This is a genomic window from Bacillus sp. FSL R5-0443 (genome assembly GCF_038608285.1).
Classification (GTDB): domain Bacteria; phylum Bacillota; class Bacilli; order Bacillales; family Bacillaceae; genus Bacillus; species Bacillus velezensis.
On sequence record NZ_CP152013.1, the window covers coordinates 1,080,797 to 1,105,105 of the forward strand.

Here is a 24,309-nt window from a genome sequence, read left to right on the forward strand (position 1 = left end):
ATGACCGAATACGAAACATGCGCCCAGCTTGCCGAGGCGCACTTTCCTTTATATAAACGGACTTTCTCATCCCTGCCGCCAAAAAACAGGCGGGCCGCATGGGCGGTGCTTGCTTTGTTTCACGAAGCTGACCGGCTTGATGTGCAGGAACTTGGAGGATTTGAACAGGCGGCACAAGACTTTCTGAACGGGTCCCGCGCCGACGGCTTTTTGTGGGAGGCGCTCACCGATGTGCGGCAGCAATTTGCGCTTGAAGAAGAGCCGTTACGTGAGTTTATCGCCGGCCAAATCTCTGACAGAGAAAAAGTAACGTATCAAGAGTTTGATGACCTGCTGATGTATGCGGGCCAAACAGGCGGAGCCCTCGGCCTGCTGCTGCTGCCGGTTTGTGCGCGCCGGAACCAAGAGAAACTCCGCCATGCAGCCGTTTCATTAGGAGCAGCCATTCAGCTGACCCGGGTGCTTCTGGAGGTCCATACGGACGAGCGGGCGAAAAAGCGTCTCCCGCGCCAGGTGATGAAGCAATTCGGCTATACGGAAGAAGAACTGGAGAGCCATACCGTCAACAAAGCTTTTATGAATGTATGGGAGTACATCGCATTCGAGGCCGAGGCGTATTTCGAGGAGGCGTCTGAAGAGCTGGAGCTGTTTCCGTTATACTCAAGGCCCGCCGTTACCGGTTTAGCGGCACATTACCGGTCAGAGCTCGGTGACATGAGACAACAGCTTTCACAAGCATAAAAAAACGCCCGGCTTCATAACGAAGCTTCGGGCGTTTATGCAATCCCTTTTTGAATCCAAATCCGCGACCGCCATCTTCTGTACATAAGAATGCCTCTGACCCATTCATCCGCGATAAATGAAATCCAGATGCCCATGAGCCCTAATCCGAAATGAATGCCGAACAGATAAGCGAGCGGCAGTCCGATACCCCACATGGAAATCATCGCCATGTAGACGGGGAATTTTGCATCTCCGGCAGCCCGCAGCGAGTTGATGATAATGACATTGAATGAACGGCCGGGCTCAAGAATGATCGTCATGGCGATCAGCATGCTCGCCGTCGCAATAATGTCAGGGCTGCTTGTGAAAATTCCGATCAGCTGCTTTGAAAACAAAGTCATGATCACGGATGTCAAAGCGGCAATGCCAAGCGCCCAATACAGACTTTTCATGCAGCGGTCATAAGCGTCGTCAAACCGTTTGGCGCCGATATATCTTCCGATCAAAATCTGTGTGCCCTGGCTGATTGCCGTTCCGAACAGCAGGATAAACATGGTGATGTTTTGTGTATAAACCTTTGTTGTAAGTGCCTGAGCGCCCATAATGGCGATAAAATAAGTGACAACCATTTGCGAAATGTTGTAAGACAGCTGTTCGCCGGCAGACGGAATCCCGATTTTCAGGAGTTTCCGCAAGTGCTCTTTATGGACGTGAAAAATCTTTTGCCATGTCAGACCGAGTCCGATGCGTTTTTTGACGATCACAATCATCGCGATCAGCCCGATGATCCGCGCGAAGGACGTTGACATCGCAACACCGGCGACGCCTAACACCGGAAGGCCGAGCGGCCCGAAAATGACAAGAAAGTTTCCGGCAATATTTAAAATATTCATCCCGATCGTAACGAACATCGTATCCTTCGTATGACCGTAGCTTTTTAAAATGGCGCTGAACGTCATAATCAAAGCCTGAATGAAGGACAGCCCGCCGACCACCTGCAAAAAGACTTTGGCATCCGGCATCAATTCATTGGAAAGACCCATCACATGAAGCAGCGGAACGGCCGCAAAAAATATGGCGGCGCTGATGGCGAGACTGATGACAAAGTTCGCTCCTATTGATACATAAGCCACTTCCTGCGCCTCTTTTTTCTGTTTAGATCCTAAAAACTGTGAAATCACAATTGTCGTACCCGTTGCGATAAAGCTGAACATCACGATAATTAAATTTAAAATCTGATTGCTGACACCCACGGCCGCCACACTGTTGTCAGAGTATTGGCTAAGCATAAGAGTGTCGGCGTTTCCCATAAACATATATAATGAAACCTCAATAAATATCGGCCAAGTCAGCGCATATAATGAGAGTTTGTGATCAGAGGATTGTTTGAACGCAGCCCGTTTTAAAATCGCTTGTTTCATTTCTTTTAACCCCTTTCCTGACAAAATCAACGTTTAAAAGTGTACCTCCATTTTCTTATAATAAAAAGGGAGAGAAACGAAACTTCTTGCAAAAATCCGACTTAAAAAGGAGGGCCGAAAATATGTCCTTTCTCGAGTTCACAGTTCCTCCGTTCCCGGTCTTTATCGCTGCGGGAGAAGGAGTGTTCAAAAAAGGCGAAACCCATGTGAGACGGGTCTTCCCGGTGTTTGATCTGCTGTATGTGAAAGAAGGCGTCCTCTACATTACAGAAGACGAAAACGCCTTTTCCGTTGAAGCGGGAGAATATATTCTGCTTTCTCCCGGGCTTGAACATTACGGAACAAAAGGCAGTGAAGAAACGACATCCTATTCGTGGCTTCATTTTGAGGGAGCGGCTTATGAGATGGCTGAAACAACCGGGAACAACTGGTCGGAGCTGAGGCGAAAAAAAGGGAGCTTTGAAGAGCCGTCCCGCTACCGGCTGTCCCTGCCGCAAAAAGGGAAGGTGAGACGCCCGCAGTTTATGGCCGGGCAATTCAGTGTGCTGACCGATGACAGCGCAGAGAACTCCGATCTGCCGCTCAGAAAGCAGATTCTGTTTGAAGAGCTGCTGCTCCATCTTCAGAAGGAAGCGTTCCAAATCCCATCCGCAAAGGAAAGAGTCGCATGGGAGGCCGCCCGGTACCTGCAGGAGCACTATCAGGAGAAAACAACCATCAAAGCGCTTTCATCGGCTCTTCATTACAACCAAGACTACGTGACCCGCTGTATGCAGCAGGTGCTCGGCGTCACGCCCGGCCAGTATACGAACAAAGTCAGAATGACGGAGGCGAAACGTCTTTTGTCCGCAACCAATGACAAAATGGGGACAATCGCGGATGCCATCGGTATGGAAGACCCGACCTATTTTTCCAAACTGTTTAAACAGATTGAAGGCATTTCGCCGCTTGAATACCGCAAATTCGTAAGCCGGAAAACGGACTGACCTAAAACCAGAGAACAAAAGAGGGATCGGTAAGCATGAAAATGACAATTTACGATGTGGCCGAAAAAGCGGGCGCCTCCGGCTATGCCGAATTATGATAGATTCGAAGTAAAAAAGCAAAGGCCCGGGAGGCCTTTGCTTTTTTATGATTCGTATGAGAAAAAAATGTAGTCAGTCGGCACGCCTTTATAGCCCATTTGGTGAAGCATCGCGGTGATATTGCCGCGATGGTATGTGCCGTGATTCACAACATGCCGGATCACATCGGCATATGTCGTCTGAAGCGTCCCCAGGCGCGGATGAGAAATAGAGATCGGACCTTCCGGGTTCTCCATTTCTTTTAAAAATTCGCTGAATTCTTTGTCCAGTTCAGTCATTCTATGTTCAATCGCCTCAAAATCTCCGTCAAGCTTTTCAAATTGATCAAACTGCGAGACGATTTGTTCGAAAGTTTCTCCGTAAAGCACGTGAAGCCAAATGTAATCAGCCCGGTATATATGCACAAGCACGGCGTTCACAGTCGGAAAAACACTTTTCAGTTTCTGCTGTAAGCTGACCGCGGGCAGCGTCTTCAGATGCTGAATAACTTGCTCATTTGCCCATCTGTGGTAGTGATACAGCTTTAAAATGTCTGACATTCCAATTCCCCCTCTTCTTCCGGTACATTCAACATGGCCTGGCCGAATTCCTTTTATCGAAACAAAAGCGCCGCAAAATAAAAAGCAGCACCCCACATCACCAATGCCGAGCATTTATTCAGGATGCCGAGGAGCCGGCCTCCTGTATCCGCCGTTTGAACGAGCCGTCCCGCGAATGCCAGTCCGGCGAACCATACCCAGGAAACCGCGATACAAGCACCGGCAAACAGCCATTTATCAATTCCCGGATAGGCGGCGGAGCTTGTGCCGATGACACTGACGGTATCCAAAATCGCATGCGGGTTCAAAAGGGATACCATGACGGCCGTGACCGCCTGTTTTTTTGCCGTGAAAACCGTTTTTCTCGCCTGTTCGGCCTGCGGTTTGCTTCTCCAAGTCTGCCAGCCTAAAAAACTGAGAAACAAAAAGCCGCCTATAAGCATGACGGTCTGAAAAACGGGAATCTCTGCAATAATCATTGACACGCCTGCGACGGCCGCGCTAATGAGAATCGTATCGCATACCGCGGCGGCAATCACTGCGGGAAATGCCTGCCACACATGTTTTTGCCAGGCTCCCTGCTGAAAAATAAACACGTTTTGCGCGCCCAATGGCAAAATAAGGCCGAAAGCGAGCATCACTCCGTGAAGAATGGCATTCATTTCGTAAAACCCTCCAATCGTCAACTAAATCTCATTGTAGCCGCACCGTGTGCTGATGTCTCCGGCCATTTGGCTGGTACTTGAACCAGCCAAATGTATAATAAATAAAGAAGGAGGGATGACGTATGAACAGCTGGCGTCCGGATCGGGAGTCGCACATACCGCTTTATCTCCAGATCGAACAGCATATAAAAGAAAAAATACTTCATGGCGAATGGACCATCGGCACGAAAATTCCCTCACAAAGAAAGCTCGCCGAGGAGCTTCAGGTCAACCGAAGCACAGTGACGGCAGCAGTTGATGAGTTAATCGCCCAAGGTCTTCTGGAAGGAAAAAGAGGGGGAGGCACAAAGGTCGTCAACAATACGTGGAGCATCATGGCAGCGGCTAAGCCCCTTGATTGGAGCACATACGTTACATCGGGGAGTCATCAGCCGAATTCATCCTTGATTCAGGCCATTAATCAAAACGAGCCGCGTCCGGATCTGATCAGGCTGGGGACGGGTGAACTGAGTCAAGAGCTGCTGCCTGAGCAGGAGATGGCCGAACTGTTCCGTGAAGCGGGAACTAACATTTTTGCGCTCGGCTATGAAGAACCGAAGGGCAGCCTGCAGCTTCGGCAAAGCGTCGCGGAACATTTGAAAACAAAGGGGATTCACGCGTCCCCGGCATCCATCGTAATCGTCTCAGGCGCGCTGCAGGCGCTTCAGCTCATTTCAATCGGGCTGCTAAAACCAAACTCCGTCATGCTGACTGAAAACCCGTCGTATCTCCATTCCCTGCGTGTGTTTCAATCAGCGGGCGTCAGGCTTAAGGGAGTGCCGATGGATGGGAGCGGAATCAAAACGGATCATCTTCCCGCTTACCGGCGGCAATACGAAGCAGGGCTGCTGTACACCATTCCGTCATTCCATAATCCGACGGGAACGGTGATGTCACTCAAGCGGAGGAAGGAACTCATCGTCCTCGCAAGAAATCACCGCCTGCCTGTCATTGAAGATGACGCATACGGTGATTTATGGATCGATAAAGAACCGCCGCCTCCGTTAAAATCCATGGACGGTGAGGGGAATGTGCTGTATGTCGGCACGCTGTCAAAAACCGTAAGCCCTGGTCTGCGCATCGGATGGGTCGTCGCCCCTGAGCCGGTTGCAGACAGGCTCGCCGATATTAAAATGCAGACGGATTACGGCTCCAGTGCTTTATCTCAATGGGCGGCATGTCAATGGCTGTCAAGCGGCCGCTATGAAGCGCGTCTTTTGCGTCTCAGAAAGGAACTCAAAATGAGGAGAGATGCGGCATTGCGTTTTCTTAAGAGATACGCAGGAGATATTGCGGAGTGGCGTGTGCCGGAGGGGGGCTTTTATATTTGGGTCACTTTTCATCAAGCAATCGCCGTTCAGACGCTTTTCACCCGTGCCTTGGAGGCCGGCGTGCTGATCAATCCGGGAGCTCTCTATCTTCCCGAAGACCGGCAAAGCCTGCGTCTTTCCTATTCATACGCATCCTTACCGGACTTGGAAAAAGGCATTCAAACGATAGCGGACATCGCCCGCCGTTTCGTTTAATAAAAGATCACGTCACAATGGCTCCGAGTGCTTCTGCGAATGTAATGGCATGAGACGGAGAGATGCGGCATCCTTTCAGCTTCTCAAGTGAGACGTGCAGATGATCAAATGTGCACGTGCTGATATCCATATTAAAAAGAGACGTGCCGATGAAGTTTGCGCCGTTCAAATCACAGACGTCAAGATCTGTGTATTCAAGAACGGCATCATTCCACTCGCTTTCTGTAAGAGCGCACGTGTCAAACCGGACATGCTTCATATTGGAATAGCTGAAGGAGCTGTAATTTGCGAGGCAGTCTTCAAACCGTACATGACGCATGGCGGAATCCGCCAGATTCAACCCGAGAAGTTTTGAATGCTGAAACGCCGTTCTATGGATGATGCTTCCGCTGAAATCAGCGTTTGAGACATCACATTTGTCAAACAGGACATCCGTACATTCCATATGTCTGAAAGAGACATCCGTAAAAACGGTGTTTCTGAAAATGACTTTTTCGGCGCGCAGGCCGTCCAGTTTGCTGTTTACGACGGCGTTTTCTATGACGACTTCTTTTATGAGGTCGTCCTGAAGCGCTTCTGTGAAAGAAAGCACCGGCAATTCTTTCGGGATTTTCGGTTTTTGGATCGTATTCATCTCATACTTCCTTTTCTGAATTAATAGCTGAAAACGGCAATTGACAGATATCGTTTTCTGCCTGCCATCCTTGCTGTTGCGTAATGTACAAAGGGTATTAAAAAAGCGGGAGGGCGTCAATAGTACCGTATATAAAAGCAGACGTGACATTCAGGGTAATGCCCTTAGAGACATGTCCCCAAGGGCATTTGTCTGTTTCAGGCGAGTTCTTTATACATGATCACATGAGGGCCGATGCCGGGTATGTCAAAGGGGCTGCCCGTGCTTTTCCAGCCGAGCTTTTCGTAATATCCCTTTACGTGACATCTGGCGTTGCACCAGACAAGCGCCGCCCCCATATCTGCCAGTTTTCGTTCTGCATAGGCGATTAACGTGCTTCCCGCTTTTTGCGTCCGGTATTCCTCAAGCGTCGCCATGCCGCGCAGCTGGTAGGCGGGCGCTGCCTGTAACGCCTGCTGGTTCTGCGGGTAGAAAGAAGCGATGCTGATCAATGTCCCGTCGTAAAAACCTCCGAGATGAAAGGCTCCTTTGACGCTGTCCTGATCATATTTACAATCCTCAATCGTCTGATGGGGGCGCAGCACGCTGTGTCTGATCGCGTACGTGTCTTCTGCGGTGATGGGTTTTAATTCAACCATGAAAAAATCCTCCTTTGCTTGATTCTTTTTCTGTATCGTACCATGAAAAAGCCGCCTGTCATATCAGGCGGCCTCTTCCGCGTCAATGCAAATATACATCAGCCCGCTTTTCATCCTTTTGCTTAATATAAGCTGCAAGCTCTGACGTCAAATCAGAACGGAGAAACGGGGTGATTAAATAAATTCCGTTAAACAGTTCGCACGCCGTGTCGAGAAGCGACTTGGCGATGGCGAGGCCTTCGGCTTTCTGCTTCCGCTTGTCTTCGCCGGCGAGCGCCATTTTTTCGCGGATGCTGTCTGACAGCTTAATGCCCGGGATTTCATGATGGATGAACTCTGCGTTGCGGCTGCTCGTTAACGGCATGATTCCGATATACACCGGTGTTTTGAGATGCTTCGTTTCATGATGAATGTCAATGAGCTGCTGCTCCGAGTAGACAGGCTGGGACACGAAGTAGTCAGCTCCGCACTCGATTTTTTTCTCCAGCCGTTTTACTGCTTTATCAAGGTGGCGGACATTCGGATTAAATGCTCCGGCTACGGAAAAGTTCGTTTTCTTGCCGAGCGGTTTCCCTGATAAAGAAATGCCCTCGTTGAATTGTTTAATCAGCCTGATCAAGTCAAAGGACGTTAAATCATAGACGGAGGTAGCCCCCGGAAAGTCGCCGATTTTTGAAGGATCACCCGTGATGGCTAAAATGTCGGTGAGCCCGAGCGTATCCAGCCCCATTAAATGTGACTGAAGGCCTATTATATTGCGGTCTCTGCATGTAATGTGAACGAGAGAACGGATATCAAGGCGCTCTTTCAGCAATGAACCGCAGGCGGCATTGCTGATCCGCGGTGTCGCCAATGAATTGTCGGCGAGCGTCAGCGCTTCTATGCCGGTTTCTTTTAATTCAGCCGCCGCTTGCAGAAATTTGTCAAAATTCAATTTTTTCGGCGGATCAAGCTCTACGATAATTGACCGTTTTTGAGCGGCGATTTCGTTTAAACCCGGTTCGGTCCGTTCGTTGCGGACTGAGATGACTTCTTCTTCCCGTCTGATTTTCACTTCTTTCTCAGTGACGGGAGAAAGTCCTTGGACCGCTTCAGCCATGGCTCTGATATGGTTTGGCGTCGTACCGCAGCAGCCGCCGATAATGCGCGCGCCCTGAGTGCGGAACTGGACGGCGCTCTCCCGGAAATAGGCATCGTCCGTATCATAAACAAGCCGGCCTTCTTCTAAAGACGGAAGGCTGCTGTTCGGATAGACCGATAAATAAGCGTCACGGAAAATCGGCACTTCGGTGAGCGCTTCAATCATGTGGTACGGGCCGAGCCGGCAATTGATTCCCGTTATGTCAGCGCCGAGATCGGCAATGGACCTGAGGGCTTCCCGAAGCGGCGTTCCGTCCTGCAGCACGCCCTGTTCGTGCATGGATACGTTCAGCATAATCGGAAGTTCCGTTTCTTTTCTCGCGATCTTCAGCACTTCACGCGCCTCTTCTAAATCATAGTATGTTTCCAGAAGCAGACCGTCCGGCTCTTCGTGCAGCAATAAATAAAGCTGCTCCCGAAAGCTGCGTTTAATCTCCTCCAGGCTGTAGGCGTTTTTGTTAAAGGTGCGGATGCCGCCCATCGTTCCCAATACATAAGCGCCGTCTGAGGAAGCGCGCGCGATTCTGACCGCCTCCTGATTGATTTTTTTCGTTTCATCCTCAAGTCCGTATCTTGAGAGCTTAATAAAATTCGCGCCGTACGTATTTGTCTGGATGATGTCTGCCCCGGCTTCCACGTAAGCCTTATGTATCCGCTTGATTTCTTCGGGCTTTGATACGTTCAGTTCCTCAAAACATCTGTCAATGCCGTAGGAATAGAGGAGAGTGCCCATCGCGCCGTCTCCGATTAAAATCCGTTCTTTTAAGTCTTGTAATAGTCCCATTGTTTGCCTCCTTCGTCACATTCAGCAAGGAAAAAAGAGAAATAAAAAAAGTCTTCTTAAGAAGAAGACTTTGTAATCATTTGTCTCTCTTCTTATCTTCCAAGCTGTTTTTAGCTTGCTGGATTTAGCACCTTGGTCATGGTTTGGGTAAACCACTACACCGGTTGCTGAAGCGTCGTCGGGCCAGTCCCTCGGCTTCTCTTGATAAGAACGTTCATGTAATTGTCATGGGTTTCCAAAACTTAACTGTGAAAATCCCTTTCTCCAAATTTACCGAAAATAGAGACAATAATCAATAGGAATCACATAATTTATCTAAAATTAATAAATTGAACGTCAATCGGCAGGTCTGCTCCGCGGACGGCTGCAATAATCTGCTGCAGATCATCTTTATTTTTTCCGGTGACGCGCACTTGGTCGTCCTGAATCTGCGACTTGACCTTCAAGCCGGAGTTTTTAATCACCGCGTTGATTTTTTTGGCGTTGTCTTTATCAATGCCCTGTACAAGCTTCGCGCGCTGGCGCACCGTGCCTCCCGATGCATTTTCGATTTTGCCGTATTCAATGTTTTTCGTCGGCACGTCCCGTTTGATCAGCTTGCCGCTCAGCACATCTTTGAGCTGATTCAGTTTAAACTCGTCATCAGAAATCAGGACAAGCTCTTCCTTTTCTAAAGTTACATCGCTTTTCGATCCTTTAAAGTCATAGCGCGTGCCGATTTCTTTCAGCGTCATCTGAATCGCATTCTGCACTTCGGGAAATTCAACTTTGGATACAATATCAAAAGAACTTTCTTTTGCCATGAGAAAACCTCCTATAACATTTCACTTATGAGTTGATTATAGTAGAATAAAGAGAAATGTCCAACAGCATAAAGCATGAATTTATGCATATTGGAAAAAATGAGAAAAACATCAGCCTCATACGGGCGAATCAGGAAGGACGATAACATGAGACCAGGGCAGCAGCTCACGCTTAGTATAGATCACCAAACCGATTTCGGTTATTTTTTAACCGACGGCGAGGATACGGTTCTTTTACATAACAGTGAAATCACAGAGGATATCGAAGACAGAGATGAAGTGGACGTATTTATTTACGTCGATCATCAGGAAAGACTCGCGGCGACGATGAAAAAGCCGCTCATCAGCTTTTATGACTACGGATGGGTGGAAGTGACGGACGCTGTGGAAGATATGGGCGTATTCGTCGACGTCGGTCTGTCAAAAGACGCGCTCGTCGCAACGGAGCACCTGCCTCCGTACAAATCCGTCTGGCCGCAAAAAGGAGACAGACTGTATTGCATGCTGAAGGTGACAAGCCGCGGGCGCATGTTTGCCAAGCCGGCACCCGAAGATATCATCAGTGAATTATTTACGGATGCAGAGGAAGACGTCATGAATAAAGACCTGACGGGCACGGTGTACAGACTGATTGCATCAGGCTCTTTTCTGATTACCGATGAAGGCATCCGCGCGTTTATTCACCCTTCAGAAAGAAAAGAAGAGCCGAGACTCGGCAGCCGCGTGACAGGGCGTGTCATCGAGGTGAAGGAAGACGGCTCCGTCAACATGTCACTGCTGCCGAGAAAGCAGGATGCGCTTTCGGTTGACGCGGAAGAGATTCTGACCTATCTGAGATCAAGAAACGGCGCGATGCCTTACGGAGACAAAAGCCATCCTGACGATATCCGCGAACGGTTTCATTTAAGCAAAGCCGCCTTTAAGCGGGCGCTCGGGCATCTGATGAAAAACGGCAAGGTCTATCAGGAAGACGGCTGGACATACGAAAAACAATAAATTTTCTGCAAAAACATCGGTGAACCAAAACCGATGTTTTTTATTTTCTCAAAAGCTCCTATACCCTCATTTGTTTAACATCCTGCCGAACATACATATTTTATTGAAATAAAATATTCTGACATCCGAACCGATATATAACTATAGAAAAAAACAAAAGGAGAGTTTCAATGAGAAAAATGGCGATATTTGCGGCTGTACTGCTGATTGCGTTCAGCACGGCGGGATGTGCCGGCAAATCTGAGGAAACGGCGGCCGAAAAAACGAAAACAATCGGCATCATGCTGACAGACAACGGCCTCGGCGACCAATCATTTAATGATTCAGGCTTTCAAGGTTTGATGAAAGCGAGAGACGAGCTCGGCATCACATTTGATTACCGGGAGATAAAAGACACCGGTACATACGAAAAAGGACTGACCCAGCTTGTCCGTGAAGGCAATGATCTTGTGGTGGGGCTCGGTTACAGCATGCAGGCGGATTTAGAAAAGGTCGCCAAAAAATATCCGAAGCAGCGGTTTGTGCTGATTGATTCCGTATCAGACCTGGGTAATGTCACCTCCGTCACGTTTAAAGAGGATGAAGGAAGCTTCTTAGCCGGAGCGCTGGCGGCCATGACGAGCAAAACCGGCACGATCGGATTTATCGGCGGTTCAGATGCCGACGTCATTAAACGGTTTAAAAAAGGCTATCTGAAAGGCGCGGAATCAGTCAAACCGAATATCCGCGTGCTGTCGGACATCAGCGGTACGTTTGATGATGATAAGCTCGGGAAGGGCATCGCCCAAAACATGATCCGAAAAAAAGCCGATGTCCTGTTTACGGCGGCCGGCTTCACGGGTGTCGGCGCACTGAAAGAAGCGGAGGCGCAAAAAGTATACGCCATCGGTGTTGACAGCGATCAATATTACACCGCCGAGCACGCGGTTATCTCTTCTTTAGTGAAAAACGTCGACCATGTCATCTATGAATTGGCGAAAGATTTAACAGACAACAAGGAGATCAAAAGCGGTGAGATCGTTTACGGACTGAAGGAAAACGGCATGGACTTAGCTAAGATCAGAGTTGTCAAAAACGCAGGCGGGCTGGCGAAAAAGATCACGGATATGAAAAACAGCCTGATTGAAAAAGGAGGCGATCTGAAGTGACATTACGGACAAGGCTGCTCGTTAACGCAGCCGTTACGATGATTTGCTTCGCCGCCGTCATCGGCTTTACCATTGTAAACATGATGAAGATTCAGGCTTCAAATGAAGATGAAGTGGACGCGCTGTTAAACGTCCAGGAAGCAAAAGCTGACCTTAATACGTTAAAAGAAAGCATCACCGGCTATTCCTATACGCTCGCAGACGCCCAGAAAGAAGATGTGCGAAGCTATATGAAAAGCAGCTCAGACAAACTGGCGGCGCTCAAAAAAACGATGACGGACGGTGCAGACAAAGCTGCTTATGACAAACTCGCCAAAAAATACGAATCATGGCAGGCGGAGGCGGACGCTGCTCTTGATTCGAAAAGCCCGGCTGAAGCGACAAGGACGGCGGCCCGCATCAACGGTCTTCTGAATGATATTTATATGCTGAATCTGAAAAGCCGGGATCACTATGAAGACATGCAGAAGCAGACGGCTGACCAGATTCAGTTTATCGTTTACAGCGCAGCCGTGCTGACCATCGTGATACTTGCCGTCACCGTCATATCTTCCATCAGGCTGACGAAGAGAATTGCAGGGCCGATCCGCCGCATGGCTGAAAATGCCCGTCGTATTGCAGGAGGGAACCTTGCTGTTGAAATGCTTGATTATAAAGGGAAGGACGAACTGAAAGAGCTGAATGACTCATTCGGAATGATGGCTGAACAGCTCCGCACCTTAATTCAGGCGATCGGAGAGGTCGGCCGTGAAGTCGAGACTTTCGCGGAAGGTTTGACGAAGGAAAACCAGACGCTGAAGGACATGACCGAGCAGGTGTCCGTGTCGACGGAAGAAATGGCGCAAGGCTCCCAAACCATTTCAGAAGATCTGCAGCATGCGGTGCAATTCATTGAACAAATGGATGAACATTCAAAGGCGAACGCCGAACGTTCAAAACAAACGACGAGAAGCAGCGAAGAGACGATTGCGGCGGTGGCTGCGGGGCGCGGTGCTTTAGCCGAGACCAAGCAAGCCATTGATAAAAGCAATGAGACATCAAAAGAGATTTCCGAAGCCGCCGATCTCTTCATAGAGCATGCGGCAGGCATCAGTATGATGGCGCAGACCGTTTCTGACATTGCGGGCCAGACCAATCTGCTGTCATTAAACGCCGCAATCGAGGCGGCCAGAGCAGGCGAGGCCGGAAAAGGATTTGCCGTCGTTGCCGAGGAGATACGGAAGCTCGCAGACGGATCAGCCAAAGCGACCGCGCAGATTTTCGATATGGTAAAGCAAATTGAAGACGGCATCACATCTATTACCGGAGCTGTCACGACCGGCGTCGCTTTAGCGGACAGACAGCAGGAGCTGATGGAGAAAACGTCAGAATCATTCGTCCATATTGAACAAAAAGCCGCCCATATTAAAGCCGAGCTTACTCAATTGGACGGACGGATCATCGAATCGAAACAGCTTGGTGAGCAAGTGCTGCATCATGCCGAAAGCATCAGCGCCGTCGTTCAGGAAACGGCTGCGGGAAGCGAAGAGATTTCTGCCTCCGCGCTTGAGCAGCTGTCTTCTTTTCATAAAATGGCGGAAAGCGTCAATAATCTGGTGAGCCTGACAGAGCGGTTAAACGATCAGGTCCGCCGGTTTACTTTGTAACGGGCTTATGCCCCGCCCCCTGATTTTTGCAGCCTGACATGAGTAACTTCTGAATGAAACACAAATACTGAATATACTTGTGTTATTTATTCTTTTTCGAGAAAGGTGAAAAAAGAAGGGAGGAATCGGGATGGATGAACAAATTCCGCATGAAAAGGGTCTTGATAATAGTCTGGCTTTATTACGCGATGGTTATGTATTTGTGAAAAACCGAGCGGAGAATTATCGCTCGGATGTGTTTCGCGCCCGTTTATTAGGGAAGACATTCATTTGTATGAGCGGAGCGGAAGCCGCAAAGCTTTTTTATGACACAGAACGATTTCAGCGGGAGCATGCCCTCCCCAAACGGGTGCAGAAAACGTTATTCGGAACAGGGGCAATCCAGTCAATGGACGGTGAACGGCATAAGCACAGGAAGCTTCTATTTATGTCGCTGTTGACGCCGCCCCGGCAAAAACGGCTTGCGGAAGCGGTGGCAAAACAGTGGAAAGCATCTGCGGAAATGTGGGAGGGTTCAAACCGAATTGTCCTTTTTGATGAAGCGAAGAAAGTGCTGTGCCGGGCTGCCTGTGAGTGGGCCGGCGTCCCGCTGAAAGACTCAGAAGTGAAAGAGCGGGCGGAGGATTTCACCGATATGGTAGACGCATTCGGCGCTGTCGGACCGCGTCATTGGAAAGGCAGAAGGGCGAGGCTGAAAACGGAGAAATGGATAGAGGAGGTCATTGAGGATGTGCGGTCCGGCAAGCTGCAAACGCCGGAGTGCTCAGCCTTGTATGAAATGGCTTTTCATACAGAACTTGACGGGAACAGACTTGATTCTCACATGGCTGCTGTTGAGCTTATTAATGTTCTGCGCCCGATTGCCGCCATTTCTTACTTCATTACGTTTTCAGCTCTTGCATTGCATGATTACCCTGAATATCGGGGCAAACTGAGATCGAGAGATGATCAGGAGGCTGAAAGATTTGCACATGAAGTTCGGCGGTATTACCCGTTTGCCCCGTTTTTAGGAGCCGTTGTGAAAAAAGATTTCGTATGGAAGAACTGTGAGTTTAAAAAGGGTGCATCCGTCATGCTTGACCTATATGGTACAAACCATGATTCCCGGCTTTGGGAAAATCCCAATGAATTTCGCCCGGAACGTTTTCAGGGGCGGGAGGAAAATAAATTTGATTTCATTCCCCAGGGCGGAGGTGATCCGGCTAATGGCCACCGCTGTCCGGGTGAGGGAATGACCGTGGAAGTCATGAAAACTTCCCTTGCGTTTCTTGCCAATGAAATAGAGTACGATGTTCCGTCCCAAGATTTGAGCTTCAGCCTGTCCAGAATGCCGGCATTGCCTGAAAGCGGATTCGTGATAAGTGATGTTAGACGCATATAGAACAAAAAACAGCCCTCTATCTTCATACACAAGAGGGCTGTTTTGCTTTTACAGATGGTCCGGTTTTTTGGAATTCTGGTTTTTTCCCGCCTGCCGGTTTTTTTCGGCAAGCCGGTTCTTTTTCTGATTTATGGCGTTATTGTCCAACGGTTTTTTGTCATCATCTTTCATGCGGCAAAGCCTCCCTTCTGTCCGTTAGGATGCCCGCCCGCATTGAAATTATGGCTTCAGGAAAAAAATCGCGAGCGTGCCCGGCCCGGAGTGCGCGCCGATCGCAGAGCCGATTGAATGAAGAATGGTCTCTTTCGGATGGAACGCTTCTTCAATCATTTCCTTCATCCGAAGCGCCGTCTCCTCGTTATCTGCATAGCTGATCCCCACGGTTTGATCCGCCCAATCGCCGCCTTCTTCCTTCATCATTTCTATAATCCGTTTAAACAGTTTCTTTTGTCCGCGTAATTTTTCGAGCGGCACGAGCCTGCCGTCATCCACATGCAGAATCGGTTTAATGTTCAAAAGCCCCCCGACAAAAGCGGACGTTTTTGAAATTCTGCCGCCCCGCGCGAGATAAGCGACATCATCGACCGTAAATATATGTTTCATCCGTGCGCAAAAGCTCTTTACAGACGTTTCGATTTCTTGTATTGTATTCCCGTTAACACAGAGTGTTTGCGCGTGCATCACCGCAAGGCCGCAGCCCAATGAAGCGCATTTGGAATCTACAATCCGTAAATCAAAATCGGGAAATTCCTCTTTTACTTCATTGGCGATCATCACCGCCGTCTGATAGGTGCCGGAAAGACCTGAGGAAAAGGCGATGTATATCGCCGGTTCTCCCAGTTCCGCGTATTGTAAAAATACTTTTTTTATCGTATCCGGTGATGCCTGGGATGTTTTCGGAACTTTCCCGTCCCGCATCGCTTGAAATATATGATCCGCCTGAATGGTGACCGTGTCCTCATATTCGTTTCCGTCAAGTGTTACGTGCAGCGGAATGAACCCGATCCGGTTTTCTTCAATATAAGATTTCGGCAGGTCAGAGGCGCTGTCAGCAATAAGGTGAACTGTCATCATAATTCCCTTCTTTCCGATTGGTGAGAGTGATGCCAACTATATCATATAAATGTGGCAAAATAGTGTTCAAAACTTTATTTTAAGGGAAAAGCTAATAATGAAAATGAGCGGAGGAGCAAGCCATGGTACTAGAACAAGCAAAAAAATTAGCAATCGTCGTCATCGGCGCGTTTCTGTATGCGGCGGGACTGAATTTATTCCTGATACCGGCGAATGTATATGCCAGCGGTTTTACCGGTGTCGCCCAGCTGCTGTCAAGCGTCGTTGATCAATACGCCCCCTTTTATATTTCGACAGGAGTTCTCATGTTCCTCTTAAACATTCCCATCGGTGTGTTAGGGTGGCTGAAAGTCGGCAGATCATTCACTGTATACAGCATATTAAGCGTAGCGCTGACGTCCGTCTTTATGGGAATTCTCCCGGAAATGAGACTGTCGCACGATATTCTTCTGAATACCGTATTCGGAGGAGTCATCTCAGCTATCGGCATCGGTTTAACGCTGAAATTCGGCGCTTCGACAGGCGGTCTTGATATCGTGTCGATGGTGCTGGCCAAATGGAAGGATAAGCCGGTCGGCACATATTTCTTCATTTTGAACGGGATTATCATTTTGACGGCAGGATTATTGCAAGGATGGGAGAAAGCATTATATACCCTTGTCGCTCTGTATGTCACAACAAGGGTGATTGACGCCATTCACACACGCCACATGAAACTGACCGCCATGATCGTTACAAAAAAAGCCGATGAAATCAAAGAAGCGATTTACGGGAAAATGGTCCGCGGCATTACGACGGTGCCGGCAAAAGGCGCTTACACAAACGAACAGAAAGAAATGATGATCATCGTCATCACGCGGTACGAATTGTATGACCTTGAGAAAATCGTGAAAGAAGTCGACCCGAAAGCCTTCACAAACATCGTGCAAACGACGGGGATCTTTGGTTTCTTCAGAAAAGACTGATAGGAGCGGATAGAATGAAGTGGCTGTTTGGCCTGTTATTACCGGTCATTTTATTGATCGGATGCAGCAGTCAATCCGGGCAGAAGGAGCCCGCTGAGGAGGTATCCGGAGAGATGAATGAACAGCAAGCGGAATTAGCCGTAAACCCTGTGCAGACGGATCAGCAGATCGAATTTCAAATGTCTTTAAAAAACAAGAGCGGCAGCCCGATCGATTTCACATTCAGCTCAGGGCAGAAATTCGAATTGACCGTACATGACCAACATCACAAAGAACTGTACCGCTATTCAAAAGACAAAATGTTTACTCAGGCGTTTCAGACTGTGACCTTAATGCCGAATGAAACGTATGACTTTTCAGATGTGTGGAAGAACGTGCCCGGTCCGGGAACATACACGGTGACGGTGACGTTTTTAGGGAAGTCCGATCAGATCGGAAAAAGACTGAAAACGGTAAAAACATTTGAAGTGAAATAAAAAAGCGGCGCCCTCGTCTAAACGGGGCGCCTTTTTTTATTGCAATTTCTCCAGCTGATCCTGAAATTGGTGCAGCTGCTGACGTTCTGCATCCGTCGAATTGGCGTACGCGGAAGACACGGCGTTTTTGGCGCGTGAGACAGCTTTTTCCTGATCGCCGTCCTCGAAACCGTTAGCAATCATGACGGCCTGCTGGACAAATGACTTGGCTTGAGAAAACAGTTCGTTTCTCATTAAAAGTCAACCTGCCTTTCAGCCGAATCTTTTGCTGCATCATGCTGTGCTTCCTCTAATGTAGACCGATATGGAAATCTTGCGTCATGAAGACTGACAGAGTCCTTGCCTTGCTGAATAAACCGTTTTGATTTGTTTCGTTTACCCATTGCAATGTCCCCCTTCCATATTTAGACGAGATGAGTCGTCTGTTTTAGTATGGGCGGAAGGCTTTGTGTTATGAGCGGCAAAACCTCACAGGGAGAAATAGGATTTTAAAAATTCGGCGATTCCGTCCGCTTCATTTGATCCCGTGACGCGGTCGGCGGCCTGTTTGACTTCATCCGTGCCGTTTCCCATCGCTACGCCGCACCCGGCAAACCGGAGCATTTCAAGATCGTTGTCTTCGTCGCCGAACGCGATGATCCGTTCTCTCGGCACTTGGTAATAGTCGCTGATTTTCTTCAGGCCGACCGCTTTATTCATCCCGTGTTTAATGATTTCAATCACATGCCACGGAGCCGCCCATCTTCTGTGGTCAATGACCTCGGCGTGCACATCGGATAAATGTGCGCGTATATCCGCGACGTCCTCTTCCTTTGCATGAATCAATACGGACGTTACATCCTCCTTGACCGTTTCACGCAGATCGCCGAATGTGACATTCGCCGTATTCATATGAAACGCCTCAATTAAATGCTCATCATGATAATGGAAGTACACATCATCAATGACCTCAGCGAGCACATTATGTATTTGATAGGTCTCTGTAAGTTCGGCAAGCTGTCTGACCACATCGACCGATAAAGACGTGTGGTAGCGTCCCCATGATTCGTCTTTCGGGTGGTGGACAAATGCCCCGTTAAAATTGACAATCGGCGTTGTCAGCCCAAGCTCGTCATAATACATCGAACTGGAACGGAAAGGGCGCCCGGTTGAGATGCAGACATGATGGCCCGCTTCTTTCAGCTTCTGAATCGTCCGTGCCGTTTCAGGGGAAATGGTTTTATCGTCTTTTAATAAAGTTCCATCCAGATCTAAGGCGATGAGATAAGGTTTTGTCTCCATAAATAACTCCTTTTGTCATATAATTTGCTGTTTTTCACTTATGTACAGTGTAGCTTTTTACCATCTTTATTGTCTACATGTTACACTTATGATTATGGTTATCCTAAGGAGGGAGTCAACGTGATTCTTATTGATCATCAAACCGTATCAGGCATTCCGTTTTTACATATTGTAAAAGAAGAAAATCGGGACCGTCCCGCTCCCCTTGTTTTCTTTATTCACGGTTTTACAAGCGCGAAGGAGCATAATCTTCATTTCGCTTACCTGCTTGCTGAAAAGGGCTTCAGGGCCGTGCTGCCGGAAGCTCTTTACCACGGTGAACGCGCTGAACAGCTGTCAGCAGAAGAGCTCGCCGTCCATTTTTGGGACATTGTATTAAATGAAATCGAGGAGCTTGACGTGCTGAAAAAGGATTTTGAAGCGCGCGGTCTGATTGAAGACGGGCGGATCGGTCTTGCGGGCACGTCAATGGGCGGAATTACGACATTCGGCGCGATGGCCGCGTATGATTGGGTCAAAGCCGGCGTCAGTCTGATGGGAAGCCCGAACTATACGGCATTTTTTCAGCAGCAGATTGACCACATTCAAAAGCAGGACATCGACATTGACGTCACAAAAGAACAGGTCGATGAACTGTTTGCGCGGCTCAAACCGTTCGATCTCAGTCTGGAACCGGAAAAACTCCGCAGCCGCCCGCTGCTGTTCTGGCACGGCGTTCAAGACAAAGTCGTTCCGTATGCACCGACCCGCGGCTTTTATGAAACGATTAAACCCCATTACAGCAGCCGGCCCGACCATCTTCAGTTTCTGAAAGACGAACGGGCTGATCATAAAGTCCCGAGATACGCCGTTTTAGAAACCGTCGCCTGGTTCGATAAGCATTTATAAAGCACAAAGGTGTTAACAAAAGCCGCTTTTACGTTATACTGAGGAAAAAGGAGTGATGGAACGTGGAAGAAGCATTAAAAGAAAACATCATGGGCGCCTTGGAGCAGGTTGTTGACCCTGAGCTCGGCGTCGATATCGTCAATCTCGGCCTTGTATACGACGTTGATATGGATGACGACGGCCTCACGCACGTTACGATGACACTGACATCAATGGGGTGCCCGCTCGCTCCGATCATCGTCGACGAGGTGAAAAAAGCGCTCGCCGACATTCCGGATGTAAAAGAGACGGAGGTCCACATCGTCTGGAATCCGCCTTGGACAAGAGACAAAATGTCACGCTACGCAAAAATCGCATTAGGGATTCAGTAATAAGAAAATGCACCTCGGATTTTAGGTACATCCTAAAGTTTGGAGGTGCTTTTCTTTTGTCTGCATTTACAAGGAAAAAATCAACGCGGATAAGCGACAGTGAGGGTTTGTTTTGGATCGCAAACAAACCTTTAAATATAAAATTTCATATGAGGTTTATCTTTTTTGTAATAGGACAGTCTGTCTTGGAGTGTACCTGTGTGGAATTCAAATTTATGTCCATCGGGATCAGTAAAATAAATTGACTTTTGATCTTGCTTATCCCTAGGACGCCCATTTAATATATTTACATTTAGATTTTTTAACCTTTGATGTATTGCATCAAAATCTTTTGGGTCAATTGTAAAGGCCATATGCGTATAAGATTTATGTATTTCATTTCTTGGTATATCCGCCTCTAAGTTAAGTGCAAGCCAAAGCCCGTTCAGATCAAAATATGCTGTCTTTTGTCCTTTAACCAGGAGCTGTGCATGAAATACTTTTTCATAAAATTCTATAGATTTTTCCAAATTTGAAACAGAAAAAAGAAGATGATTGATTCCTTTTATGTTTATTTTCCCCACCTCATTTAACATGTTTGTTTGAAACAATCCCTCTGGTAATACATCTGCATATATATCGATTATATACTGACTAAAAAATCATTTTAAGGATTTCTGTGGATTTTTATGCCCGGTGTTTTCCGGCTGACCGTTTCGAGCTGTACTAAACATGATTCTGTCGGGCGCCGTTCTGTCTGCTTTGCCGCTGCAGACCGGCGTTCGGAAAGAAGGGCAAGTCACTAAAAAAACCCGAGTTTCCCACCATTCGGGGTTTTTTGCGGTATCGGGTTAAAAAGGAAAAAAACGGACGTGAGGCATGATATAATAGACCGGCTGCATGCGAGGGAGGAATCCATGAAGAAAAAATTACTTCTCATTATCCTTAGCATTCTTGTTTATACGGCGCTGTTCGCTGTTTCCGCTTTTCACAAAGAGCCGGTGCAGCAGGCAGGGACAATGACGGATGTCAGCCGTCTCATGCCCGTGAAAATTAAGCAGACGGTCAAAGGAAAAGAGAAAGAAACATTGGTCGAAACCATTAAGGAAGCAAAGAGAAAGCATCTGAAGATCTCAATCGCAGGCGCCCAGCACTCAATGGGCGGCCAGACGTATTATGAAGACGGTATCGTTCTCGACATGACGGGCTACAACAAAATACTCGGTCTCGACCGAAAGAAAAAAATCATCAGGGTGCAGGCGGGAGCGACGTGGAATGATATTCAGCGCTATGTCAATCCGTACGGGCTCGCGGTAAAAGTCATGCAATCGCAAAACATTTTTACGATCGGCGGCTCACTGAGCGCCAACGCCCACGGCCGGGATATCCGGTACGGTTCGCTGATTGATACGGTCAAATCGTTTCATCTTTTAAAGGCGGACGGCAAAGTCATCACCGTTACTCCGAAAGATGACCTGTTTTCAGCCGTCATCGGCGGCTACGGCCTGTTCGGCGTCATCCTTGACGCGGATATTGAGCTGACGGATGATGAGCTTTATGAAATGAAAACGAAACGCATGAACGCTGATACATACAGTCAATATTTTACGCAGCATGTTCGGCGCAACCCCGCCGTGCGCATGCATCTCGCGCGGATCGCAACAGGGGATAAAGGCTTTTTGCACGATATGTATGTGACTGATTACACACTCTCAGACAACCAGAAAGAATTAAAGCGGCACAATGAACTGAAAGAAGATGAGCATCCGGCGCTGACGAAATTCGCGCTCGGCCTCTCCCGCCGGTATGACTGGGGCAGAAATTGGTTCTGGTCAACCCAGCAGTCTTATTTTCTCAGCCAAAACGGCGTGAAAGTCTCCAGGAACAATGTCATGCGGTCAGAATCGAAATTTTTGGAATATGAAAACACGGACAACACCGATGTGCTGCAAGAATACTTCGTGCCAGTCGGCGAATTTGCGCCGTACATTCATGATTTACGCAAGACGCTGTCACATGAAGATCTCAATCTCGTAAATATTACGATCCGCTACGTGCAAAAAAATGAAAAAGCCGATCTGTCATACGCAAAGGAAGACATGTTTTCACTCGTTCTTTTAATCAATGAAGGGTTTTCAACAGACAGCCAGGCGAGTGCGGCGCGGATTGTCAGAAAAATGACGGATACGGCATTGCGCCACCGCGGCAGTTATTATCTCCCGTATATGCTGTATCAAACGAAAGAGCAGATGCGCGAGGCATATCCGAAAAGCGATATGTTCTTTCAGAAAAAACACAAATATGATCCGGATGACTTGTTTATGAATTATTTTTATCAGAGGTACAAATCATGAAACACAACCATTTAAAATGGCTGATCCTGTCTCAGAGCAGTGTCTTTTTTGCCGGCAGCCTGATCTTTCCGTTTTATATTTTATTTATTAAAAACATCGGTTCCAGCTACACGCAATTCGGTCTCTCATACGGCTTGTTCGGCTTGAGCGGCGCATTGATTCATCCGCTGCTCGGCCGGCTGTCGGCAAGACTGGATTCCCGCTGGTTCCTTATGGCAAATTCGTGGGGGATGGCGGTGCTTCTTCTGACGCTCCCGCACATTACCGGCGTGCACCAGGTTTATGTTGTGCAGGTGCTTTTGGGCCTGTTCGGCGCGATGCAAAAACACGGCGAGAAAATCATGATCGCCGATTACACCGACGGCGGGGAGCGGGGAAAAAAAGTCGGCAGCTATCATTTCTGGACGGCCGTATTTTCAGCTGCCGCCATTATTCTCGGCGGGTTTCTCGCTGATTTCTTTACGGTTTATATTATCTTTTACGCCAGCTCCGTGCTGTTTTTTATAAGCGGGCTGATGATGCTGAAAAAAACAGGCTGATCCGATCAGCCTGTTTTTCTTATGCCCCCCCCCCTCGATCGAGAGGGGGTTTTTTGTCAGTGAAAACAGATGGAAAATGAATGAAAAAATATTAAATATACAATTGAATTAATTTTTATTCATGTTATAATGTTAAATAATTTCACAAAAACCAAGAAGGTGAACCCGTTGAAAATAGGTATTATAGGCGCGACTGGTTATGGAGGCGCCGAACTTGTCAGGATTCTTAACCATCACCCTTATGCAGAAGATTGTATATTATATTCATCGAGCGACGAAGGAAAAGAATATGCCGCTTCATATCCGCATTTGAGGAATATAGCGTCACAATCACTTCGGCCGCTTCATATAGAAACGATCCGAAACGAAATTGATGTCATGTTCATAGCCGCGCCGCCCGGCGTTTCCGGAGAGTGGTCGCCCAAGCTGGCGGAGGCGGGCATCCCGGTCATTGATCTATCCGGCGATCTGCGCATTCAAAACCCGGCCGTGTATGAAAAGTGGTATAAGCGGAAGGCCGCTCCGAAAGGAACGATTCAAAGCGCGGTTTACGGTTTAGCTGAACTGCAAAAAGAAGAGATTCAGACCGCAAAGCTGATTGCCAATCCGGGATGTTTTCCGACGGCTGTGCTGCTCGGGCTCGCCCCGCTGGCGAAGAATAAGCTTTTACAAGATTCGTTTCTGATTGTTGATGCGAAAACGGGCGTATCCGGCGCCGGCCGAAAAGCATCCATGGGCACTCATTATTCTGAGCTGAATGATAATTTCAAAATTTATAAGGTTAATGAGCATCAGCATACTCCGGAAATTGAACAGCAATTAGCGGCTTGGCAGCCCGGCACAGGCCCGATCACGTTTTCCGCTCATTTGGCGCCGATGACAAGGGGCATTATGGCGACGATGTATACGGAGGCTCCTCCGGGTATGTCTGCTGAACGGATAAGAGAATTGTATTCCGAATTCTACAAAGATTCATATTTTGTCAGAATCAGGCCGGAGGGTGAATTTCCGGCGACGAAAGAGGTATACGGCAGCAATTTTTGTGATATCAGTGTCACTGTGGATGAAAGAACAAACCGTGCCACCATCGTTTCTGTCATAGATAATCTGATGAAAGGCGCCGCAGGGCAGGCGGTTCAAAATTTAAATATCATGAATGGCTGGCAGGAAGAAACGGGACTTACGATGACGCCAGTCTATCCATAGAACGAAAG

The 24,309-nt window shown here is 48.1% G+C and carries 27 protein-coding genes and 1 riboswitch; of the genes, 14 read left to right on the top strand and 13 right to left on the bottom strand.

Translation table 11 applies throughout. From position 1 onward, the window contains the following. Positions 1 to 741, top strand: a complete 741-nt coding sequence (locus NYE28_RS05560) for a squalene/phytoene synthase family protein (RefSeq protein WP_007409157.1) — start codon at positions 1 to 3, stop codon at positions 739 to 741. A gap of 35 nt (positions 742 to 776) precedes the next feature. Here NYE28_RS05560 and NYE28_RS05565 read toward each other — a convergent pair whose 3' ends face one another. Next, entirely contained in the window at positions 777 to 2,144 is a 1,368-nt protein-coding gene (locus NYE28_RS05565) for an MATE family efflux transporter (RefSeq protein WP_003155121.1), read from the bottom strand. Between the two features lie 122 nt (positions 2,145 to 2,266). Here NYE28_RS05565 and NYE28_RS05570 point away from each other — a divergent pair, with 122 nt between their 5' ends. Beyond that, positions 2,267 to 3,130 carry an AraC family transcriptional regulator gene (locus NYE28_RS05570; RefSeq protein WP_052827243.1) on the top strand — a complete coding sequence of 288 codons (864 nt, stop codon included), beginning with the start codon at positions 2,267 to 2,269 and terminating at the stop codon, positions 3,128 to 3,130. A gap of 143 nt (positions 3,131 to 3,273) precedes the next feature. Here NYE28_RS05570 and NYE28_RS05575 read toward each other — a convergent pair whose 3' ends face one another. Beyond that, a complete protein-coding gene (locus NYE28_RS05575; RefSeq protein WP_015239546.1) occupies positions 3,274 to 3,768 on the bottom strand; it encodes a DinB family protein in 495 nt (164 codons plus the stop codon). Between the two features lie 53 nt (positions 3,769 to 3,821). Further along, the gene (locus tag NYE28_RS05580) at positions 3,822 to 4,430 is read right to left on the bottom strand and encodes a LysE/ArgO family amino acid transporter (RefSeq protein ID WP_025284538.1); all 609 of its coding nucleotides are present in this window, start codon (positions 4,428 to 4,430) and stop codon (positions 3,822 to 3,824) included. Between the two features lie 125 nt (positions 4,431 to 4,555). Here NYE28_RS05580 and NYE28_RS05585 point away from each other — a divergent pair, with 125 nt between their 5' ends. After that, positions 4,556 to 5,998 (top strand): PLP-dependent aminotransferase family protein, encoded by a 1,443-nt coding sequence (locus NYE28_RS05585; protein WP_025284539.1) that lies wholly within the window; start codon positions 4,556 to 4,558, stop codon positions 5,996 to 5,998. Positions 5,999 to 6,005: 7 nt separating this feature from the next. Here the strand turns inward: NYE28_RS05585 and NYE28_RS05590 are convergent, their stop codons facing one another. The 4 genes from NYE28_RS05590 to NYE28_RS05605 form a co-directional block, all read right to left on the bottom strand. Then, entirely contained in the window at positions 6,006 to 6,632 is a 627-nt protein-coding gene (locus tag NYE28_RS05590) for a pentapeptide repeat-containing protein (protein ID WP_094031635.1), read from the bottom strand. Positions 6,633 to 6,829: 197 nt separating this feature from the next. Next, entirely contained in the window at positions 6,830 to 7,270 is a 441-nt protein-coding gene (locus NYE28_RS05595; RefSeq protein WP_342490332.1) for a GNAT family N-acetyltransferase, read from the bottom strand. A gap of 82 nt (positions 7,271 to 7,352) precedes the next feature. After that, entirely contained in the window at positions 7,353 to 9,194 is a 1,842-nt protein-coding gene (locus NYE28_RS05600; protein ID WP_132106290.1) for a bifunctional homocysteine S-methyltransferase/methylenetetrahydrofolate reductase, read from the bottom strand. A gap of 89 nt (positions 9,195 to 9,283) precedes the next feature. Beyond that, positions 9,284 to 9,405: riboswitch (SAM riboswitch) on the bottom strand. Positions 9,406 to 9,505: 100 nt separating this feature from the next. After that, positions 9,506 to 9,997 (bottom strand): YajQ family cyclic di-GMP-binding protein, encoded by a 492-nt coding sequence (locus tag NYE28_RS05605; RefSeq protein ID WP_012117263.1) that lies wholly within the window; start codon positions 9,995 to 9,997, stop codon positions 9,506 to 9,508. 99 nt (positions 9,998 to 10,096) lie between these two features. Between NYE28_RS05605 and NYE28_RS05610 the strand changes: the two genes are divergently transcribed. The 4 genes from NYE28_RS05610 (at position 10,097) to NYE28_RS05625 (ending at position 15,168) form a co-directional block, all read left to right on the top strand. Continuing rightward, positions 10,097 to 10,993 (top strand): S1 RNA-binding domain-containing protein, encoded by an 897-nt coding sequence (locus NYE28_RS05610; RefSeq protein ID WP_170936341.1) that lies wholly within the window; start codon positions 10,097 to 10,099, stop codon positions 10,991 to 10,993. Between the two features lie 170 nt (positions 10,994 to 11,163). Next, positions 11,164 to 12,141, top strand: a complete 978-nt coding sequence (locus NYE28_RS05615) for a BMP family ABC transporter substrate-binding protein (protein ID WP_136396258.1) — start codon at positions 11,164 to 11,166, stop codon at positions 12,139 to 12,141. Next, the gene (locus NYE28_RS05620) at positions 12,138 to 13,787 is read left to right on the top strand and encodes a methyl-accepting chemotaxis protein (RefSeq protein WP_015239551.1); all 1,650 of its coding nucleotides are present in this window, start codon (positions 12,138 to 12,140) and stop codon (positions 13,785 to 13,787) included. Before NYE28_RS05615 ends, NYE28_RS05620 begins: the two co-directional genes overlap by 4 nt. Before the next feature lie 130 nt (positions 13,788 to 13,917). After that, positions 13,918 to 15,168 carry a cytochrome P450 gene (locus NYE28_RS05625; RefSeq protein WP_099566548.1) on the top strand — a complete coding sequence of 417 codons (1,251 nt, stop codon included), beginning with the start codon at positions 13,918 to 13,920 and terminating at the stop codon, positions 15,166 to 15,168. A 48-nt stretch (positions 15,169 to 15,216) separates the two neighbouring features. On the opposite strand, the gene NYE28_RS05630 is transcribed toward NYE28_RS05625, so the two are convergent. Beyond that, positions 15,217 to 15,339: a DUF3941 domain-containing protein gene (locus NYE28_RS05630; RefSeq protein WP_136803431.1), complete on the bottom strand. Its 123-nt coding sequence runs from the start codon at positions 15,337 to 15,339 to the stop codon at positions 15,217 to 15,219. A gap of 48 nt (positions 15,340 to 15,387) precedes the next feature. Further along, positions 15,388 to 16,239 carry a DegV family protein gene (locus tag NYE28_RS05635; protein WP_052827249.1) on the bottom strand — a complete coding sequence of 284 codons (852 nt, stop codon included), beginning with the start codon at positions 16,237 to 16,239 and terminating at the stop codon, positions 15,388 to 15,390. Positions 16,240 to 16,364: 125 nt separating this feature from the next. Here NYE28_RS05635 and NYE28_RS05640 point away from each other — a divergent pair, with 125 nt between their 5' ends. Next, positions 16,365 to 17,207: a YitT family protein gene (locus tag NYE28_RS05640; RefSeq protein WP_007409143.1), complete on the top strand. Its 843-nt coding sequence runs from the start codon at positions 16,365 to 16,367 to the stop codon at positions 17,205 to 17,207. 14 nt (positions 17,208 to 17,221) lie between these two features. Beyond that, a complete protein-coding gene (locus NYE28_RS05645) occupies positions 17,222 to 17,683 on the top strand; it encodes a BsuPI-related putative proteinase inhibitor (RefSeq protein WP_007409142.1) in 462 nt (153 codons plus the stop codon). A 36-nt stretch (positions 17,684 to 17,719) separates the two neighbouring features. Here NYE28_RS05645 and NYE28_RS05650 read toward each other — a convergent pair whose 3' ends face one another. From NYE28_RS05650 to NYE28_RS05660, 3 genes are all read right to left on the bottom strand, one after another. After that, positions 17,720 to 17,917, bottom strand: coding sequence for a DUF3813 domain-containing protein (locus NYE28_RS05650; protein WP_003155097.1), 198 nt, complete (start codon positions 17,915 to 17,917; stop codon positions 17,720 to 17,722). Beyond that, positions 17,917 to 18,066: a hypothetical protein gene (locus NYE28_RS05655; protein ID WP_003155094.1), complete on the bottom strand. Its 150-nt coding sequence runs from the start codon at positions 18,064 to 18,066 to the stop codon at positions 17,917 to 17,919. Before NYE28_RS05655 ends, NYE28_RS05650 begins: the two co-directional genes overlap by 1 nt. Positions 18,067 to 18,151: 85 nt before the next feature. Then, positions 18,152 to 18,964: a Cof-type HAD-IIB family hydrolase gene (locus NYE28_RS05660; protein ID WP_007409141.1), complete on the bottom strand. Its 813-nt coding sequence runs from the start codon at positions 18,962 to 18,964 to the stop codon at positions 18,152 to 18,154. Between the two features lie 120 nt (positions 18,965 to 19,084). On the opposite strand from NYE28_RS05660, the gene NYE28_RS05665 reads away from it, so the two are divergent. Next, complete coding sequence (locus NYE28_RS05665; protein WP_007409140.1) at positions 19,085 to 19,852, top strand: prolyl oligopeptidase family serine peptidase; 768 nt, start codon at positions 19,085 to 19,087, stop codon at positions 19,850 to 19,852. A 62-nt stretch (positions 19,853 to 19,914) separates the two neighbouring features. Beyond that, positions 19,915 to 20,223, top strand: coding sequence for a metal-sulfur cluster assembly factor (locus tag NYE28_RS05670; protein ID WP_003155088.1), 309 nt, complete (start codon positions 19,915 to 19,917; stop codon positions 20,221 to 20,223). Between the two features lie 131 nt (positions 20,224 to 20,354). Here NYE28_RS05670 and fosM read toward each other — a convergent pair whose 3' ends face one another. Further along, a complete protein-coding gene (gene fosM, locus NYE28_RS05675; RefSeq protein WP_007409139.1) occupies positions 20,355 to 20,798 on the bottom strand; it encodes a FosM family fosfomycin resistance protein in 444 nt (147 codons plus the stop codon). Positions 20,799 to 21,119: 321 nt separating this feature from the next. Between fosM and NYE28_RS05680 the strand changes: the two genes are divergently transcribed. The 3 genes from NYE28_RS05680 (at position 21,120) to argC (ending at position 24,301) form a co-directional block, all read left to right on the top strand. Next, positions 21,120 to 22,556 carry an FAD-binding oxidoreductase gene (locus NYE28_RS05680; protein ID WP_007409138.1) on the top strand — a complete coding sequence of 479 codons (1,437 nt, stop codon included), beginning with the start codon at positions 21,120 to 21,122 and terminating at the stop codon, positions 22,554 to 22,556. Further along, on the top strand, positions 22,553 to 23,095 hold the full coding sequence (locus tag NYE28_RS05685) for an MFS transporter (RefSeq protein ID WP_012117271.1): 543 nt from the start codon (positions 22,553 to 22,555) through the stop codon (positions 23,093 to 23,095). The genes NYE28_RS05680 and NYE28_RS05685 overlap by 4 nt, the downstream gene beginning before the upstream one ends. A 168-nt stretch (positions 23,096 to 23,263) precedes the next feature. Continuing rightward, positions 23,264 to 24,301, top strand: coding sequence for an N-acetyl-gamma-glutamyl-phosphate reductase (argC, locus tag NYE28_RS05690; RefSeq protein WP_085341878.1), 1,038 nt, complete (start codon positions 23,264 to 23,266; stop codon positions 24,299 to 24,301). The last annotated feature ends 8 nt before the right edge of the window (positions 24,302 to 24,309 follow it).

Excerpts from the sequence above, each read along its gene's own strand:
- NYE28_RS05635 (WP_052827249.1), bottom strand. The coding sequence starts at position 16,239 with ATGACAGTTCACCTTATTGCTGACAGCGCCTCTGACCTGCCGAAATCT.
- NYE28_RS05570 (WP_052827243.1), top strand. The coding sequence starts at position 2,267 with ATGTCCTTTCTCGAGTTCACAGTTCCTCCGTTCCCGGTCTTTATCGCT.
- NYE28_RS05600 (WP_132106290.1), bottom strand. The coding sequence starts at position 9,194 with ATGGGACTATTACAAGACTTAAAAGAACGGATTTTAATCGGAGACGGC.
- NYE28_RS05610 (WP_170936341.1), top strand. The coding sequence starts at position 10,097 with ATGAGAAAAACATCAGCCTCATACGGGCGAATCAGGAAGGACGATAAC.
- NYE28_RS05580 (WP_025284538.1), bottom strand. The coding sequence starts at position 4,430 with ATGAATGCCATTCTTCACGGAGTGATGCTCGCTTTCGGCCTTATTTTG.
- NYE28_RS05660 (WP_007409141.1), bottom strand. The coding sequence starts at position 18,964 with ATGGAGACAAAACCTTATCTCATCGCCTTAGATCTGGATGGAACTTTA.
- fosM (WP_007409139.1), bottom strand. The coding sequence starts at position 20,798 with ATGTTAAATGAGGTGGGGAAAATAAACATAAAAGGAATCAATCATCTT.
- NYE28_RS05590 (WP_094031635.1), bottom strand. The coding sequence starts at position 6,632 with ATGAATACGATCCAAAAACCGAAAATCCCGAAAGAATTGCCGGTGCTT.
- NYE28_RS05560 (WP_007409157.1), top strand. The coding sequence starts at position 1 with ATGACCGAATACGAAACATGCGCCCAGCTTGCCGAGGCGCACTTTCCT.
- NYE28_RS05645 (WP_007409142.1), top strand. The coding sequence starts at position 17,222 with ATGAAGTGGCTGTTTGGCCTGTTATTACCGGTCATTTTATTGATCGGA.
- NYE28_RS05565 (WP_003155121.1), bottom strand. The coding sequence starts at position 2,144 with ATGAAACAAGCGATTTTAAAACGGGCTGCGTTCAAACAATCCTCTGAT.
- NYE28_RS05575 (WP_015239546.1), bottom strand. The coding sequence starts at position 3,768 with ATGTCAGACATTTTAAAGCTGTATCACTACCACAGATGGGCAAATGAG.
- NYE28_RS05685 (WP_012117271.1), top strand. The coding sequence starts at position 22,553 with ATGAAACACAACCATTTAAAATGGCTGATCCTGTCTCAGAGCAGTGTC.
- NYE28_RS05630 (WP_136803431.1), bottom strand. The coding sequence starts at position 15,339 with ATGAAAGATGATGACAAAAAACCGTTGGACAATAACGCCATAAATCAG.
- NYE28_RS05605 (WP_012117263.1), bottom strand. The coding sequence starts at position 9,997 with ATGGCAAAAGAAAGTTCTTTTGATATTGTATCCAAAGTTGAATTTCCC.
- NYE28_RS05595 (WP_342490332.1), bottom strand. The coding sequence starts at position 7,270 with ATGGTTGAATTAAAACCCATCACCGCAGAAGACACGTACGCGATCAGA.
- NYE28_RS05625 (WP_099566548.1), top strand. The coding sequence starts at position 13,918 with ATGGATGAACAAATTCCGCATGAAAAGGGTCTTGATAATAGTCTGGCT.
- NYE28_RS05655 (WP_003155094.1), bottom strand. The coding sequence starts at position 18,066 with ATGGGTAAACGAAACAAATCAAAACGGTTTATTCAGCAAGGCAAGGAC.
- NYE28_RS05640 (WP_007409143.1), top strand. The coding sequence starts at position 16,365 with ATGGTACTAGAACAAGCAAAAAAATTAGCAATCGTCGTCATCGGCGCG.
- NYE28_RS05615 (WP_136396258.1), top strand. The coding sequence starts at position 11,164 with ATGAGAAAAATGGCGATATTTGCGGCTGTACTGCTGATTGCGTTCAGC.
- NYE28_RS05650 (WP_003155097.1), bottom strand. The coding sequence starts at position 17,917 with ATGAGAAACGAACTGTTTTCTCAAGCCAAGTCATTTGTCCAGCAGGCC.
- NYE28_RS05680 (WP_007409138.1), top strand. The coding sequence starts at position 21,120 with ATGAAGAAAAAATTACTTCTCATTATCCTTAGCATTCTTGTTTATACG.
- NYE28_RS05585 (WP_025284539.1), top strand. The coding sequence starts at position 4,556 with ATGAACAGCTGGCGTCCGGATCGGGAGTCGCACATACCGCTTTATCTC.